Raw genomic sequence first — 15,298 nt, 5'->3', positions numbered from 1 at the left:
TTTGCCATGCCGTGGATCCAACTGAAACTGAATACGACCGGTACGAACGCCGAAGAACTTAGCGATGCGCTGGTGGAAACCGGCGCGGTCTCTGTGACCTTCCAGGACACGCACGACACGCCGGTATTTGAGCCGCTGCCAGGTGAAACGCGTCTGTGGGGCGATACCGACGTTATCGGCCTGTTCGATGCCGAAACCGACATGAAAGAGGTGGTGGCAATCCTTGAGCATCATCCGCTGCTGGGCGCGGGTTTCGCGCATAAGATTGAGCAACTGGAAGATAAAGACTGGGAACGCGAATGGATGGACAACTTTCACCCGATGCGCTTTGGCGAGCGTCTGTGGATTTGCCCGAGCTGGCGCGATGTACCGGATGAGAACGCCGTCAACGTCATGCTGGACCCGGGTCTGGCCTTCGGTACCGGCACGCATCCCACCACATCCCTCTGCCTGCAATGGCTCGACGGGCTTGATCTGAACGGTAAGACGGTGATCGACTTTGGCTGCGGTTCCGGCATCCTGGCGATTGCCGCATTAAAACTGGGCGCAGCGAAAGCTATCGGGATCGATATCGATCCGCAGGCGATCCAGGCCAGCCGTGATAACGCAGAGCGCAACGGCGTATCTGAGCGTCTGGAGCTCTATCTCCCCAAAGACCAGCCAGAAGCCATGAAAGCCGATGTGGTGGTCGCTAACATCCTGGCTGGCCCATTACGTGAACTGGCCCCGTTAATCAGCGTACTGCCCGTTGAGGGCGGTTTACTGGGGCTTTCCGGCATCCTGGCCAGCCAGGCGGAAAGCGTATGCGAAGCCTATACCGAACTCTTTACGCTCGACCCGGTGGTAGAGAAAGAAGAGTGGTGCCGCATTACCGGTCGTAAAAAATAATCAGTCCTTTCCGGCGTGGTCATCTGGCCACGCCTTTTTCACACGATTCACTTTCCTCTCCTGCTCGTCACCGATACAATATTCTTTATAATTGATTGATTTACATAATGTTATGTTGTTTTCAATTCATCGGGTAAATGCATGAAGTTAATTTCTTTGACCACTGCCTTTCTGGCAATCTGTATGATGCCCGTTTCCGTTTCGGCAACTGACTGGAGCTATGAAGGCGACACCTCTCCCGCGCACTGGGGTGAAATCAATAAAGCATACAAACTGTGCCAGACCGGGATGAGCCAGTCCCCTGTTGATATTCTCACCACGAATGAAATCCAGCTCCCGCCGCTTAACGTACAGTACATCGATCGCGCCGACATGCTCCTGAACGTTAACCACACTCTTCAGGCAACAATGAACCCCTATTCTTCTGCTTTCGCTCAGATTGACGATCAGCCTTATGCTTTAGCAGAATTTCATTTTCATGCCCCAAGTGAAAATACCATCAATGGTAAACACTATGCGATGGAGTTGCACCTGACGCACAAAAACCAGGAAGGTGAGATTGCCGTTGTTGCCGTCATGTTTGATATCGGTGAGCCAAATGAGGCAATTGAACGTTTATGGCAATCCATCCCGGCAACTCCGGGCGACAGCATACCGCTGCTTTCCCCTGTCGATATCAATCTGCTGTTGCCGGAAGACAGAACCTACTGGCGTTTTAGCGGCTCATTAACGACGCCTCCCTGTAGCGAAGGCGTAACCTGGATTGTCCTGAAACAGCCTATGACGCTTTCTGCCGGTCAACTGGAAAAATTTCGCCATACGATACACCCTGCCAACAATCGCCCTGTCCAGCCTTTGAATGGCCGCGTCATTAACGAATGGTCGATACCGACGCTTCGCGATCCTGTCCTGAAATGAGGCGGCGATCACACTATGAAACGATAATCTGCTGGTTAAATCAGCAGATTATGTTGTCCAGCCGTCAGCCATAGAAGAAAAAATGAGAAGTTACGCAAAATTGTAAGCGTATAAAAATTCGGCCTCATTTTATAACGCAATGATTTATAAAGTTAATTAATTCTCATCGTTCATCTTAACTGCGATTCTTTGATCCACCTCAGAGGATTGGTCAAAGTTTGGCCTTTCATCTCGTGCAAAAAATGCGTAATATACGCCGCCTTGCAGTCACAGTATGGTCATTTCTTAACTCATGCGCATCGGACAATACCAGCTTAGAAATCGCCTGATCGCAGCGCCCATGGCTGGCATTACTGACAGACCTTTTCGGACGCTGTGCTATGAGATGGGAGCAGGATTGACGGTATCCGAGATGATGTCTTCTAACCCGCAGGTTTGGGAAAGCGACAAATCTCGTTTACGGATGGTGCACGTTGATGAGCCAGGCGTTCGCACGGTGCAAATCGCCGGTAGCGACCCTGTTGAGATGGCCGATGCCGCACGTATTAACGTGGAAAGCGGCGCCCAGATTATTGATATCAATATGGGGTGTCCGGCTAAAAAAGTGAATCGCAAGCTCGCAGGTTCAGCCCTCTTGCAGTACCCGGATTTAGTGAAGTCGATACTAACCGAGGTCGTGAGTGCAGTGGACGTTCCTGTCACCCTGAAGATTCGCACCGGCTGGGCCCCGGAACACCGTAACTGCGTAGAGATTGCCCAACTGGCTGAAGACTGTGGCATTCAGGCTCTGACCATTCATGGACGCACCCGCGCCTGTTTGTTCAATGGAGATGCTGAATACGACAGTATTCGGGCAGTTAAGCAGAAAGTTTCCATTCCGATTATCGCGAATGGCGACATTACTGACCCGCATAAAGCCAGAGCTGTGCTCAACTATACGGGGGCGGATGCCCTGATGATAGGCCGCGCAGCTCAGGGAAGACCCTGGATCTTTCGGGAAATCCAGCATTATCTGGACACTGGGGAGTTGCTACCCCCCCTGCCTTTGGCAGAGGTTAAGCGCTTGCTTTGCGCGCATGTTCGGGAACTGCATGACTTTTATGGCCAGGCAAAAGGGTACCGAATTGCACGTAAACACGTCTCCTGGTATCTCCAGGAGCACGCTCCAAATGACCAGTTTCGGCGCACATTCAACGCCATTGAGGATGCCAGCGAACAGCTGGAGGCGTTGGAGGCATACTTCGAAAATTTTGCGTAATGAAATAAAGAGCTGACAGAACTATGTTCGAACAACGCGTAAATTCTGACGTACTGACCGTTTCTACCGTTAACTCTCAGGATCAGGTGACTCAAAAGCCCCTGCGTGACTCGGTTAAACAGGCACTGAAGAACTATTTTGCTCAACTGAACGGTCAGGATGTTAATGACCTCTATGAGCTGGTACTGGCTGAAGTAGAACAGCCCCTGTTGGACATGGTGATGCAATACACCCGTGGTAACCAGACCCGTGCTGCCCTGATGATGGGCATCAACCGTGGTACGCTGCGTAAAAAATTGAAAAAATACGGCATGAACTAATTTCGATTAGCTAATTGCTTGTTTAAAAAGGCGCTACTCGGCATGGGGAAGCGCCTTTTTTATTCGCGTCAGACAGGAGTTTGTTCATGAATGTCGGATTTGAGCCGCAATATTTTGGCGATGAATCGAAGAAGATCATTCACGGTGATGCGCTTTCAGAATTGAAAAAACTGCCCCCGGAAAGTGCCGATTTAATTTTTGCCGACCCGCCCTACAACATCGGAAAAAATTTTGACGGTCTGGTAGAGTCCTGGGACGAAGAGACCTTTTTGACCTGGCTGTTTGAATGCATTGATGAGTGCCATCGGGTGCTGAAAAAACACGGCACGATGTACATCATGAACAGCACAGAGAACATGCCCTATCTCGACCTCAAATGCAGGAAACTGTTCGATATCAAAAGCCGCATCATATGGTCGTACGACAGCTCAGGCGTGCAGGCCAAAAAGTATTTTGGCTCAATGTATGAACCCATCCTGATGATGGTAAAAGATGCGAAGAACTATACGTTTAATCGTGATGACATCCTGGTTGAAACCAAAACCGGCGCAAAAAGAGCGTTGATCGATTACCGCAAAAATCCACCCCAGCCCTACAACACGCAAAAAGTCCCCGGAAACGTCTGGGATTTTCCCCGCGTCCGCTACTTAATGGATGAGTATGAGAACCATCCCACGCAAAAACCCAGAGCGCTGTTGAGCCGGATCATCCTGGCCTCCTCAAACCCGGGCGACACGGTGTTAGATCCCTTCGCCGGAAGCTTCACGACGGGCGCCGTAGCCGTGGAAACCGGGCGAAAATTTGTCGGCATCGAAATCAACAATGAATACGTAAAAATGGGCATCAGAAGGCTGAACGTCACCTCTCACTATGCGGAAAACGAACTGGCAAAGGTGAAAAAGCGCAAGACAACAAACCTGTCCAAAAAGAGCCGTATGGCCGAAATGACGGATGCGTCTCAGGTGAAGTAAAAGCATTGTAAGTCTGCTTTTCTGCCGCGTTGTTTCGTGTATATTCCTTGCACGCTTGGGCATGAATACACAGGATTTGGCAATGATTCGTAAGTATTGGTGGCTGGTTGTTTTCGCAGTCTCCGTTTTCCTTTTTGACGCATTACTCATGCAGTGGATCGAACTGATGACAACGGAATACGATAAATGCCGCAACATGAATTCGGTTAACCCGCTCAAACTCGTCAACTGCGCCGACCTTGAGTAGTACGCCAGCCAGTTCTATGCAAATTATGCTGACGCACAGTTGGGGATAACCGTTACGCTTCCCCGACCGGGTTATTATTCTGCGTTAGTACCATCACATTGCCATTCGGAACTAACATTTTTAATACATTATCCACTAATTGCGGCGCCTGCTTATAGAGATCATAACTGGAAGGATTCATTAACCAGTTCTTTACGATCCCGCTAAAACTGCCATGAAGCACAATTAAATTAACTTCGACATCAAGACCGGTCGCAATCAGTCCTTTATTCATACATTGCTGTAATGCTTCACGCATTACCTGATAACTGAAGCCTATTTTTTCCCGAATATCCTGCTCTGATATCATATCATTATGAAATTCACATTTATGATATAAAATCTGCATTAATGCCTGTTGTCGGGGCACCTCAGCAATATATTGCAAAGCAGCAATCAGTTTTTCACGCAAATTCTGTAGCGGATTATCGCCCCCACACGTTGTTAACCTGTCCTGAATGAGATCGCGTAGCGGCGGTTGCTGACCCCATACCTCATTAAACAACTGCGTCTTGTTCTCAAAATGCCAATAGATAGCGCCCCGCGTAACATTCGCGGCGTCTGCAATGTCGTTTAGCGTGGTGCTGCCGACCCCGTGCAAGGCGAACTGTACGATCGCTGTTTCAATCAAGTGTTGTCGGGTTCTGAGGGCGTCCGCTTTTGTTTTCCTGGCCATAATGAAGTGTGTCTGAAACCGAAGGATGACAGTAAATACTGTTCAGGGATAACGCGCAAATGTATCACTTCATTTTTATTTAAACGAGATCCCTCGTGTATTATTACGCACAATACATCCAAATAAATAATAAATACAAATGAATCAAATAAAACTATTCACCAAAAGAATGTATATTTCTATTTGTGTTAATGAAAGACAGGGTTTTACTTTTCCACCGCATTATGAAACGACAGGATATTAATCTTTTTTTGCTTTTACGTGCCGTGCATGACGACCGGAAATAAGTATTGCTTACATCACGAGCTGATAATTTGTAGGATAGCCAACTGCTATTTTATTTGTGCGCGTTAACGCCTTACCGTTATCCGGTAAATAACGAGCTTCGGTTTTCTAAGGAACAGTAATGACGAAACATGCCAGGTTTGCACTCCTGCCCTCATTCATCATAATCTCCGCTGCGTTACTCGCCGGTTGTAACGATCAGGGAGATACGCAAGCTCACCCTGCTGAGCCGCAAGTCACCGTCCACGTAGTCGAATCGGCCCCCTTAGCGGTGACGACCGAGCTGCCGGGGCGCACGACGCCATTTCGTATTGCGGAAGTCCGGCCTCAGGTCAGCGGCATTGTACTGAAAAGGAATTTCACCGAAGGTAGCGATATCGAAGCAGGCCAGTCGCTTTATCAGATTGACCCGGCGACTTATCAGGCTGATTACGACAGCGCCAAAGGCGAGCTGGCAAAAAGCGAAGCTGCCGCCGCCATTGCACACTTAACGGTTAAACGCTACGTTCCGCTGGTTGGCACAAAATACATTAGCCAACAAGAGTACGACCAGGCCATCGCCGATGCTCGTCAGGCCGATGCCGCCGTTATCGCCGCAAAAGCCGCAGTAGAAAGCGCGCGCATCAACCTCGCCTACACCAAAGTGACTTCGCCGATCAGCGGCCGCATTGGTAAATCCAGTGTCACCGAAGGCGCGCTGGTAACCAATGGTCAGGCAACCGAACTGGCGACCGTGCAACAGCTTGATCCTATTTACGTTGATGTGACGCAGTCCAGCAGCGATTTTATGCGTCTCAGGCAGTCCGTCGAGCAGGGTAGCCTGCACAAAGACAACACCCGCAGCAACGTCGAGTTGGTAATGGAAAATGGTCAGGCGTACCCGCTGAAAGGCACGCTGCAATTTTCCGACGTTACGGTAGATGAAAGTACCGGTTCTATCACCCTTCGGGCTGTTTTCCCCAATCCTCAGCACACCCTGCTTCCCGGTATGTTTGTCCGCGCGCGAATTGATGAAGGCATTCAGCCCAATGCCATTCTCGTTCCACAGCAGGGCGTAACGCGTACGCCGCGTGGCGATGCGATGGTGATGATCGTCAATGATAAAGATCAGGTTGAAGCGCGCGACGTTATCGCTACTCAGGCGATCGGCGATAAATGGTTAATCAGCAAAGGGTTGCAACCGGGCGACAAAGTTATCGTCAGCGGCTTGCAGAAAGCCCGCCCGGGCGAACAGGTTAAAGCCACCACCGATGCCCCTGCGGCGAATGCAGCGCAATAAGGTAACCGGACATGGCAAACTTTTTTATTAATCGCCCGATTTTTGCCTGGGTTCTGGCCATCATTCTCATGATGGCTGGCGCCCTGGCGATCATGCAGCTGCCCGTTGCGCAGTACCCGACCATCGCGCCGCCCGCCGTTGCGATTTCCGCAACCTACCCGGGAGCGGACGCGCAAACGGTGCAGGATACCGTAACGCAGGTTATCGAACAGAATATGAACGGTATCGATAACCTGATGTATATGTCGTCCACCAGCGACTCGTCCGGTAGCGTAACTATTACGTTGACGTTCCAGTCCGGCACCGACCCGGATATCGCGCAGGTTCAGGTACAAAATAAACTGCAACTGGCCATGCCTTTGTTGCCGCAGGAAGTACAGCAGCAAGGTATCAGCGTCGAGAAATCAAGCAGTAGCTTCCTTCTGGTGGCCGGTTTTGTTTCCGACAATAAGAACCTGACGCAGGATGATATTTCCGATTATGTGGCGTCTAACGTTAAAGATACCATCAGCCGGACATCCGGCGTCGGCGACGTCCAACTGTTTGGCGCACAGTACGCGATGCGTATCTGGCTCGACAGCAATGCGTTAAACAAATACCAACTGACGCCGTTAGATGTTATTAACCAGCTGAAAACGCAGAACAACCAGATTGCCGCAGGCCAACTGGGCGGGACGCCTTCCATCCCGGGACAGCAGCTTAACGCCTCTATCATCGCGCAAACACGACTGAAAACGCCTGAAGAGTTTGGCCGCATCACGCTGAAAGTGAATCAGGATGGTTCGATGGTCCATCTTAAAGATGTGGCCCGCATCGAACTTGGCGGCGAAAACTACAACATGGTGACGAAGATTAATGGCCAGGCGGCGACAGGCCTGGGTATTAAGCTGGCAACCGGCGCGAACGCGCTGGACACGGCGGCGGCCATTAAAGCGAAGCTTGCGGAACTACAGCCCTTCTTCCCGCAAGGGTTGAAAGTGGTCTACCCGTATGACACCACGCCGTTTGTGAAAATATCGATTCATGAAGTAGTGAAAACGCTGTTTGAAGCGATCATCCTCGTTTTCCTGGTCATGTATCTTTTCCTGCAAAACATACGCGCGACGTTGATACCGACCATTGCTGTGCCGGTTGTACTGCTGGGTACATTCGCCATCCTGGCGGCGTTCGGTTTCTCTATTAATACGTTAACAATGTTCGGGATGGTGCTCGCCATCGGCTTGCTGGTCGATGACGCTATCGTCGTCGTGGAAAACGTCGAACGCGTGATGGTGGAAGAAAAGCTACCGCCCAAAGAAGCGACCCAGAAATCAATGTCGCAGATTCAGGGCGCGCTGGTGGGGATCGCGATGGTGCTTTCCGCCGTATTTGTGCCGATGGCCTTCTTTGGCGGCTCAACCGGCGCGATTTACCGCCAGTTCTCGCTGACTATCGTTTCTGCAATGGCGCTTTCTGTACTGGTTGCGCTCATCCTGACGCCTGCGCTTTGCGCCACGCTGCTTAAGCCAGTGTCTGCCGATCACCATGAAAAGAAAGGTGGCTTCTTCGGGTGGTTTAACACGCTGTTTGATAAAAGCGTCGGGCACTACAGTAACAGCGTCAGCGGTATTTTGCGCAAGACCGGGCGTTATTTGCTGCTGTATGTCCTTATCGTCGGCGGCATGGCCATTTTGTTCCTGCGCTTACCCACCTCCTTCCTGCCAGAAGAAGATCAGGGCGTATTCATGACGATGGTGCAGTTACCGGCTGGCGCGACGCAGACGCGTACGCAGCAGGTGCTGGATCAGATTCAGAACTACTATCTGAACCAGGAAAAAGCCAACGTTGAATCCGTCTTTACCGTGAATGGTTTTAGCTTTAGCGGACAGGGGCAGAACTCCGGTATCGTCTTTATTAGCCTGAAGCCCTGGGAAGAACGCCCCGGCGAAGAAAATGGCGTAGAAGCGATCGTTGCCCGCGCAACCAGGGCATTCAGCCAGATAAAAGATGGTCTTGTCTTCCCGTTCAACCTGCCCGCGATTATTGAGCTGGGTACGGCAACGGGGTTTGACTTTGAACTGATCGATCAGGCGAACCTGGGTCACACGGAGCTCACCAAAGCCCGGAACCAGTTGCTGAGTATGATAAAAGAGCATCCTGACCTGCTGGTTCGCGTACGCCCTAACGGACTGGAAGATACGCCACAGTTCAAGCTGGATGTCGATCAGGAAAAAGCACAGGCTCTGGGAGTCAGCCTGTCAGACATCAACCAGACGATTTCCACCGCGCTTGGCGGCACGTACGTGAATGATTTCATCGATCATGGACGAGTGAAGAAAGTCTATGTCCAGGCGGATGCGCCGTTCCGCATGTTGCCCGGTGACATCAACAATCTGTATGTCCGTAGTGCAAACGGTGAAATGGTTCCGTTCTCCACCTTCAGTTCGGCACGGTGGATTTACGGCTCACCACGTCTGGAACGCTACAACGGTATGCCTTCAATGGAGCTGTTGGGTGAAGCGGCGCCCGGCAGAAGTACCGGGGAAGCGATGGCATTAATGGAAAGCCTGGCGGCAAAATTACCGAACGGTATTGGTCATGACTGGACAGGCATGTCGTATCAGGAGCGCCTCTCCGGCAACCAGGCTCCGGCGTTGTATGCAATCTCACTGATTGTGGTCTTCCTTTGCCTGGCTGCATTGTATGAAAGCTGGTCCATTCCGTTCTCCGTTATGCTCGTCGTACCGCTCGGTGTGGTCGGCGCATTGCTGGCCGCCTCGCTTCGCGGACTGAATAACGACGTTTACTTCCAGGTTGGCCTGCTCACAACCATTGGTCTTTCTGCTAAAAACGCCATCCTGATTGTGGAGTTTGCCAAAGATCTGATGGAGAAAGAGGGACGAGGGTTGATTGAGGCAACGCTTGAAGCGTCGCGTATGCGTTTACGCCCAATCCTGATGACATCTCTGGCGTTCATCCTCGGCGTTATGCCGCTGGTTATCAGTCATGGCGCAGGCAGTGGCGCACAAAATGCGGTGGGAACAGGGGTTATGGGAGGAATGCTGACGGCGACATTGCTGGCAATCTTCTTCGTTCCGGTCTTCTTTGTGGTCGTGAGACGTCGTTTTAACCGGCATCATGATTAACCACTAAAATTACGGCGCCCTCGGGCGCCTTTTTCCAAAATAATTATCCATTTATGTATTAAAAAGATAGTCATTTATTTTCCCTGCTATTTGCCAGACATGCACCGCTTAGCCATCCTTTTCTCCATTATTTTTACAATCCACATGAATTGAAATTATTCCATATGCGGGTGTCTTTTTAAGACGTGATAAAATAGCGCCGGGTTCGCAGCTAGCGGAGCATTCGACTTTGCTGGATGTAGCGAAACGTTTATTTTTGAGGTAACACCATGAAAAGATTAATTCCTGTTGCATTGCTCACAACCTTGCTGGCGGGGTGTGCGCATGACTCTCCTTGCGTTCCGGTTTATGACGACCAGGGTCGTCTGGTTCATACCAATACCTGTATGAAGGGCACCACGCAGGATAACTGGGAAACAGCGGGGGCGATTGCCGGTGGTGCAACCGCTGTCGCAGGCCTGACGCTGGGGATTGTTGCCCTGACGAAATAGGTTTTATTAAAAGCGCGGCAACCCGCGCTTTTAATATAAGGCAAAGCTCTGGATAATCGACTTATTATTAATCATTAATTATAGATTTCTCTCACATATCTACTCTATAAGATTGGCGCTTTTCATTATTCTGTCTTAGTGAAACTGCATTTATCATACTTATCCTGCCGATATTAACGGGCGAAATCGTTATTCCGCACAGCGCCCGTAAATTTAAATATTTTGCTCCAAAATGTGGCTTACGTTTCATTTTCGCACCATTTCAGGGCGCTGCATTTATTTTTTCCTGTCTACACTCTGCATATTGCGTCGAGCATTCGTTCGCAAAACCTGGCACTACCTTTGCTTAAAAGAGTATGGCCAAAGCCACAGACAGGTAAAGACGTTCCAGAACGTCTCTCTATAACGATAATTTCTCCACACAGGATGCATTATGAAAAAGATGATGATAGCCAGCCTGGCTGCGGTCGGCGTGCTGCTTGCTGTTGCAAATCAGGCGTATGCTGGCGCAACACTGGATGCCGTAAAGAAAAAAGGATTCGTACAATGTGGGATCAGTGACGGCCTGCCTGGTTTTTCTTATGCAGATGCAAGCGGTAAATTCACGGGTATTGACGTCGATGTTTGTCGTGGCGTTGCCGCAGCCGTATTTGGCGATGATACAAAAGTAAAATATACCCCACTCACTGCAAAGGAACGCTTCACCGCCTTGCAATCCGGCGAAGTCGATCTGTTATCCCGTAATACAACCTGGACCTCTTCACGCGACGCAGGTATGGGCATGTCATTCACTGGCGTGACGTATTACGACGGGATTGGTTTCCTGACGCATAACAAAGCGGGGTTAAAAAGCGCTAAAGAGCTGGACGGCGCCACCGTCTGTATACAGGCTGGCACGGATACCGAACTGAACGTGGCCGATTACTTTAAAGCCAACAAAATGAAATACACCCCGGTCACTTTTGATCGCTCTGATGAGTCAGCCAAAGCGCTGGAATCGGGCCGCTGTGACACGCTGGCTTCTGACCAGTCTCAGTTATATGCCCTGCGAATCAAGCTGAGCGACCCTGCCGAATGGATCGTCTTGCCTGAAGTCATCTCAAAAGAGCCTCTGGGCCCCGTTGTGCGCCGTGGTGATGATGAGTGGTTCTCCGTCGTCCGCTGGACGCTGTTCGCTATGCTGAATGCTGAAGAAATGGGGATTAACTCGCAGAACGTAGATGAGAAAGCGGCGAATCCGGCAACACCGGACATGGCGCATTTGTTGGGCAAAGAAGGGGATTATGGTAAGGATCTGAAACTGGATAACAAATGGGCCTACAACATCATTAAACAGGTTGGTAACTACGCGGAGATCTTTGAACGTAACGTGGGATCGGAAAGCCCGCTGAAGATCAAACGAGGCCAGAACAATCTCTGGAATAACGGCGGCATTCAGTACGCACCACCCGTACGCTAAGCCGTTGTGATGTAACGGGCGCCGCACCTGCGGCGCTCAGCCCAGAGTTATGGTTACCGAGGTTTTCTTATGTCCCATCGCCGCTCAACCGTGAAAGGAATGCTCTCCTTTTCTAACCCTGCGGTCCGCGCCTGGTTATTTCAAATACTCGCCGTTATTGCGGTTGTCAGTGTTGCGGTCTATTTAATTCATAATACGATTAACAATCTGAGCAGCCGGGGGATTACCTCAGGATTCGCGTTTCTCGATCGCAGCGCCGGGTTCGGTATTGTTCAGCACCTGATCGACTACGAGCAAGGGGATACATATGGCCGCGTCTTTCTGGTCGGCTTGCTCAATACCCTGCTGGTCTCCGCACTGTGTATTGTTTTTGCGTCATTTTTAGGTTTTTTCCTCGGCCTTGCACGCCTGTCGGATAACTGGTTGTTGCGTAAGTTATCGACCATTTACATCGAAACCTTTCGCAATATTCCGCCATTGCTGCAAATCTTCTTCTGGTACTTTGCCGTCCTGCGTAATTTACCCGGGCCACGGCAGGCGGTCAACGCGCTGGATTTGGTTTTTCTGAGTAATCGGGGACTTTATATTCCGGCACCACAGCTGGGTGAAGGCGTTATCGCTTTTTGTGTGGCAATCCTTCTGGCGATCGTCATCTCCACTGGGCTCTTTCGCTTCAATAAAACGCACCAGATTAAGACGGGGCAATTGCGCCGAACATGGCCTACGGCGTTGGTGCTCATCGTGCTATTGCCGGCTGTCGCTCAGTGGCTATTTGGCGCGGCGCTACACTGGGATGTGCCTGAGTTACGCGGGTTTAACTTCCGGGGAGGAATGGCATTAATTCCAGAACTGGCTGCGTTGACGCTGGCGCTTTCGGTATACACCTCGGCATTTATTGCTGAGATCATCCGTTCCGGTATCCAGGCGGTTCCCCACGGCCAGCATGAAGCCGCGCGTTCACTGGGCCTCCCTAATCCGGTAACGCTGCGTCAGGTCATCATTCCCCAGGCACTGCGCGTGATCATTCCTCCATTGACCAGCCAGTATCTGAATATCGTGAAGAACTCATCGCTTGCCGCCGCTATCGGCTACCCGGATATGGTTTCCCTGTTTGCCGGAACGGTACTGAACCAGACGGGTCAGGCCATTGAAACCATCGCCATCACCATGTCGGTTTATCTGATCATCAGCCTCAGTATTTCCCTGCTGATGAATATTTATAACCGCCGTATCGCCCTGATTGAGCGCTAAGGAACCATGATGACAAAAGCTCTTCTGTCTCATCCCATGCGCCCGGCCAATAACGGCGCAGGTCGCATAATTTTGTGGGTACGTAAAAATCTCTTTTCCAGTTGGTCCAATAGCCTGCTAACCCTTTTTTGTCTGTGGCTCATGTGGATACTCATTCCCCCCTTGCTGAACTGGGCGTTTCTACAGGCTAACTGGGTGGGTTCGACGCGTGCTGATTGCACGAAGGCGGGTGCATGCTGGGTATTTATCCACGAACGTTTTGGTCAGTTTATGTATGGGCTTTATCCACATGACCAACGCTGGCGCATCAACCTGGCATTACTCGTTGGTCTGGCCTCCATTGTGCCGATGTTCTGGAAAGCAATGCCCCGTCGCGGGCGCTATATCGCCGCATGGGCGGTTATCTATCCCATTGTTGTCTGGTGGCTGATGTATGGCGGTTTCTTCGGGCTGGAGCGGGTAGAAACGCGGCAATGGGGAGGATTAACACTCACGTTGATCATCGCTTCCGTCGGTATTGCGGGTGCCCTTCCTCTGGGAATTTTGCTGGCGCTGGGCCGTCGCTCTCATATGCCGATCGTTCGGATGCTCTCCGTTATCTTTATCGAGTTCTGGCGAGGCGTACCGTTAATCACCGTGCTGTTTATGTCTTCGGTCATGTTGCCGCTGTTTATGTCGGAAGGAACCAGTATCGACAAACTTATCCGGGCGCTGGTCGGGGTGATCCTTTTTCAGTCTGCCTACGTCGCAGAGGTCGTACGCGGAGGGTTACAGGCATTACCGAAAGGGCAGTATGAGGCCGCGGAATCTCTGGCGCTCGGGTACTGGAAAACCCAGGGACTGGTCATTCTACCCCAGGCGTTGAAGCTGGTAATACCGGGTCTGGTGAACACCATTATCGCCCTGTTTAAAGATACCAGCCTGGTGATCATTATCGGTTTATTTGACCTTTTCAGTAGCGTTCAGCAGGCAACTGTTGACCCTGCATGGCTGGGGATGTCGACCGAAGGGTATGTTTTTGCCGCACTGATTTACTGGATTTTCTGCTTCAGCATGTCGCGTTACAGCCAGCATCTGGAGAAACGTTTTAACACCGGGCGTACGCCGCACTGAGGATTTTATGAGCCAATTATTAATTCAACCTGCCGACGCGATGATCACGCTGGAAAACGTCAATAAATGGTACGGTCAGTTTCATGTTCTGAAAGACATTAATCTGAACGTGAAACAGGGGGAGCGTATCGTGTTGTGTGGCCCTTCCGGCTCGGGTAAATCCACGACCATTCGCTGTATTAATCATCTGGAGGAACATCAACAAGGACGGATTGTGGTAGACGGTATTGAACTCAATGAAGACATTCGCAATATCGAGCGGGTAAGACAGGAAGTCGGTATGGTGTTCCAGCACTTCAACCTCTTCCCACATCTGACGGTACTGCAAAACTGTACTCTGGCGCCGATTTGGGTGCGGAAGATGCCAAAGAAAGAAGCTGAAGCACTGGCGATGCATTACCTGGAACGTGTGCGCATCGCTGAGCACGCCCATAAGTTTCCAGGGCAGATTTCCGGCGGGCAACAGCAGCGCGTGGCTATTGCACGTTCGCTATGCATGAAGCCCAAAATTATGCTGTTTGATGAGCCGACCTCCGCGCTGGATCCTGAGATGGTGAAAGAGGTGCTGGATACCATGATTGGTCTGGCACAGTCCGGGATGACAATGCTTTGCGTCACCCACGAAATGGGCTTTGCCCGAACGGTAGCAGACAGGGTGATCTTTATGGATCGTGGTGAAATTGTTGAGCAGGCGCCACCGGAAGAGTTTTTTGCCCATCCTAAATCAGAGCGTACCCGGGCGTTCTTGTCGCAAGTCATTCACTAACTGCCTGGTGGCGCTGCGCTTATCTGGTGGAACGTGAGCCGGATAAGGCACCGCCGCCATCCGGCAGTTCTCAGGGCGCGTAAACGCAAAAAGGCCCGGTCTTTCGACCGGGCCCTTCGCTTGATTTGATGTCTGGCAGTTCCCTACTCTCGCATGGGGAGACCCCACACTACCATCGGCGCTACGGCGTTTCACTTCTGAGTTCGGCATGG

14 protein-coding genes and 1 rRNA gene are annotated in these 15,298 nt (G+C 50.9%); 13 read left to right on the top strand and 2 right to left on the bottom strand.

Annotated elements, in window-relative coordinates; genetic code table 11:
* Positions 1-6: 6 nt before the first annotated feature.
* The 6 genes from prmA (at position 7) to OGX93_RS14255 (ending at position 4,602) form a co-directional block, all read left to right on the top strand.
* The gene (gene prmA / locus OGX93_RS14280; RefSeq protein WP_047460904.1) at positions 7-888 is read left to right on the top strand and encodes a 50S ribosomal protein L11 methyltransferase; all 882 of its coding nucleotides are present in this window, start codon (positions 7-9) and stop codon (positions 886-888) included.
* Between the two features lie 141 nt (positions 889-1,029).
* Positions 1,030-1,806: a carbonic anhydrase gene (locus OGX93_RS14275; RefSeq protein ID WP_153257904.1), complete on the top strand. Its 777-nt coding sequence runs from the start codon at positions 1,030-1,032 to the stop codon at positions 1,804-1,806.
* Between the two features lie 292 nt (positions 1,807-2,098).
* The gene (gene dusB, locus OGX93_RS14270) at positions 2,099-3,064 is read left to right on the top strand and encodes a tRNA dihydrouridine synthase DusB (protein WP_047460900.1); all 966 of its coding nucleotides are present in this window, start codon (positions 2,099-2,101) and stop codon (positions 3,062-3,064) included.
* 23 nt (positions 3,065-3,087) lie between these two features.
* Positions 3,088-3,384, top strand: coding sequence for a DNA-binding transcriptional regulator Fis (gene fis, locus OGX93_RS14265; protein WP_000462905.1), 297 nt, complete (start codon positions 3,088-3,090; stop codon positions 3,382-3,384).
* Between the two features lie 86 nt (positions 3,385-3,470).
* Positions 3,471-4,355: an adenine-specific DNA-methyltransferase gene (yhdJ, locus tag OGX93_RS14260; protein WP_286449097.1), complete on the top strand. Its 885-nt coding sequence runs from the start codon at positions 3,471-3,473 to the stop codon at positions 4,353-4,355.
* A gap of 82 nt (positions 4,356-4,437) precedes the next feature.
* A complete protein-coding gene (locus tag OGX93_RS14255) occupies positions 4,438-4,602 on the top strand; it encodes a DUF2556 family protein (protein ID WP_047460895.1) in 165 nt (54 codons plus the stop codon).
* Between the two features lie 52 nt (positions 4,603-4,654).
* On the opposite strand, the gene envR is transcribed toward OGX93_RS14255, so the two are convergent.
* Positions 4,655-5,317, bottom strand: a complete 663-nt coding sequence (gene envR, locus OGX93_RS14250; RefSeq protein ID WP_153259026.1) for an acrEF/envCD operon transcriptional regulator — start codon at positions 5,315-5,317, stop codon at positions 4,655-4,657.
* A gap of 406 nt (positions 5,318-5,723) precedes the next feature.
* On the opposite strand from envR, the gene OGX93_RS14245 reads away from it, so the two are divergent.
* The 7 genes from OGX93_RS14245 to OGX93_RS14215 all read left to right on the top strand — a co-directional run bounded on the left by OGX93_RS14245 (position 5,724) and on the right by OGX93_RS14215 (position 15,086).
* Positions 5,724-6,881 (top strand): efflux RND transporter periplasmic adaptor subunit, encoded by a 1,158-nt coding sequence (locus OGX93_RS14245; protein WP_047460889.1) that lies wholly within the window; start codon positions 5,724-5,726, stop codon positions 6,879-6,881.
* A gap of 11 nt (positions 6,882-6,892) precedes the next feature.
* On the top strand, positions 6,893-10,006 hold the full coding sequence (locus OGX93_RS14240) for an efflux RND transporter permease subunit (protein WP_286449098.1): 3,114 nt from the start codon (positions 6,893-6,895) through the stop codon (positions 10,004-10,006).
* A gap of 269 nt (positions 10,007-10,275) precedes the next feature.
* Entirely contained in the window at positions 10,276-10,497 is a 222-nt protein-coding gene (locus tag OGX93_RS14235) for a putative periplasmic lipoprotein (protein ID WP_286449099.1), read from the top strand.
* Positions 10,498-10,930: 433 nt separating this feature from the next.
* On the top strand, positions 10,931-11,956 hold the full coding sequence (locus OGX93_RS14230) for an amino acid ABC transporter substrate-binding protein (RefSeq protein ID WP_058668171.1): 1,026 nt from the start codon (positions 10,931-10,933) through the stop codon (positions 11,954-11,956).
* Positions 11,957-12,025: 69 nt separating this feature from the next.
* Complete coding sequence (locus OGX93_RS14225) at positions 12,026-13,207, top strand: amino acid ABC transporter permease (protein WP_275147684.1); 1,182 nt, start codon at positions 12,026-12,028, stop codon at positions 13,205-13,207.
* Positions 13,208-13,216: 9 nt separating this feature from the next.
* On the top strand, positions 13,217-14,320 hold the full coding sequence (locus OGX93_RS14220) for an amino acid ABC transporter permease (RefSeq protein ID WP_024130997.1): 1,104 nt from the start codon (positions 13,217-13,219) through the stop codon (positions 14,318-14,320).
* 7 nt (positions 14,321-14,327) lie between these two features.
* On the top strand, positions 14,328-15,086 hold the full coding sequence (locus OGX93_RS14215; protein ID WP_012135408.1) for an amino acid ABC transporter ATP-binding protein: 759 nt from the start codon (positions 14,328-14,330) through the stop codon (positions 15,084-15,086).
* A gap of 130 nt (positions 15,087-15,216) precedes the next feature.
* Here the strand turns inward: OGX93_RS14215 and rrf are convergent.
* Positions 15,217-15,298 (bottom strand): 5S ribosomal RNA (rrf, locus tag OGX93_RS22360); the annotation flags it as partial.

Origin of the sequence: Citrobacter sp. CK195, from assembly GCF_030333365.1 — a bacterium.
GTDB classification, from domain to species: Bacteria; Pseudomonadota; Gammaproteobacteria; order Enterobacterales; family Enterobacteriaceae; genus Citrobacter_B; species Citrobacter_B koseri.
This window is presented reverse-complemented; position numbering and strand designations above follow the sequence as displayed.

Coding starts and splice junctions, on each gene's coding strand:
- prmA (WP_047460904.1), top strand. CDS start 7: ATGCCGTGGATCCAACTGAAACTGAATACGACCGGTACGAACGCCGAA.
- OGX93_RS14275 (WP_153257904.1), top strand. CDS start 1,030: ATGAAGTTAATTTCTTTGACCACTGCCTTTCTGGCAATCTGTATGATG.
- dusB (WP_047460900.1), top strand. CDS start 2,099: ATGCGCATCGGACAATACCAGCTTAGAAATCGCCTGATCGCAGCGCCC.
- fis (WP_000462905.1), top strand. CDS start 3,088: ATGTTCGAACAACGCGTAAATTCTGACGTACTGACCGTTTCTACCGTT.
- yhdJ (WP_286449097.1), top strand. CDS start 3,471: ATGAATGTCGGATTTGAGCCGCAATATTTTGGCGATGAATCGAAGAAG.
- OGX93_RS14255 (WP_047460895.1), top strand. CDS start 4,438: ATGATTCGTAAGTATTGGTGGCTGGTTGTTTTCGCAGTCTCCGTTTTC.
- envR (WP_153259026.1), bottom strand. CDS start 5,317: ATGGCCAGGAAAACAAAAGCGGACGCCCTCAGAACCCGACAACACTTG.
- OGX93_RS14245 (WP_047460889.1), top strand. CDS start 5,724: ATGACGAAACATGCCAGGTTTGCACTCCTGCCCTCATTCATCATAATC.
- OGX93_RS14240 (WP_286449098.1), top strand. CDS start 6,893: ATGGCAAACTTTTTTATTAATCGCCCGATTTTTGCCTGGGTTCTGGCC.
- OGX93_RS14235 (WP_286449099.1), top strand. CDS start 10,276: ATGAAAAGATTAATTCCTGTTGCATTGCTCACAACCTTGCTGGCGGGG.
- OGX93_RS14230 (WP_058668171.1), top strand. CDS start 10,931: ATGAAAAAGATGATGATAGCCAGCCTGGCTGCGGTCGGCGTGCTGCTT.
- OGX93_RS14225 (WP_275147684.1), top strand. CDS start 12,026: ATGTCCCATCGCCGCTCAACCGTGAAAGGAATGCTCTCCTTTTCTAAC.
- OGX93_RS14220 (WP_024130997.1), top strand. CDS start 13,217: ATGACAAAAGCTCTTCTGTCTCATCCCATGCGCCCGGCCAATAACGGC.
- OGX93_RS14215 (WP_012135408.1), top strand. CDS start 14,328: ATGAGCCAATTATTAATTCAACCTGCCGACGCGATGATCACGCTGGAA.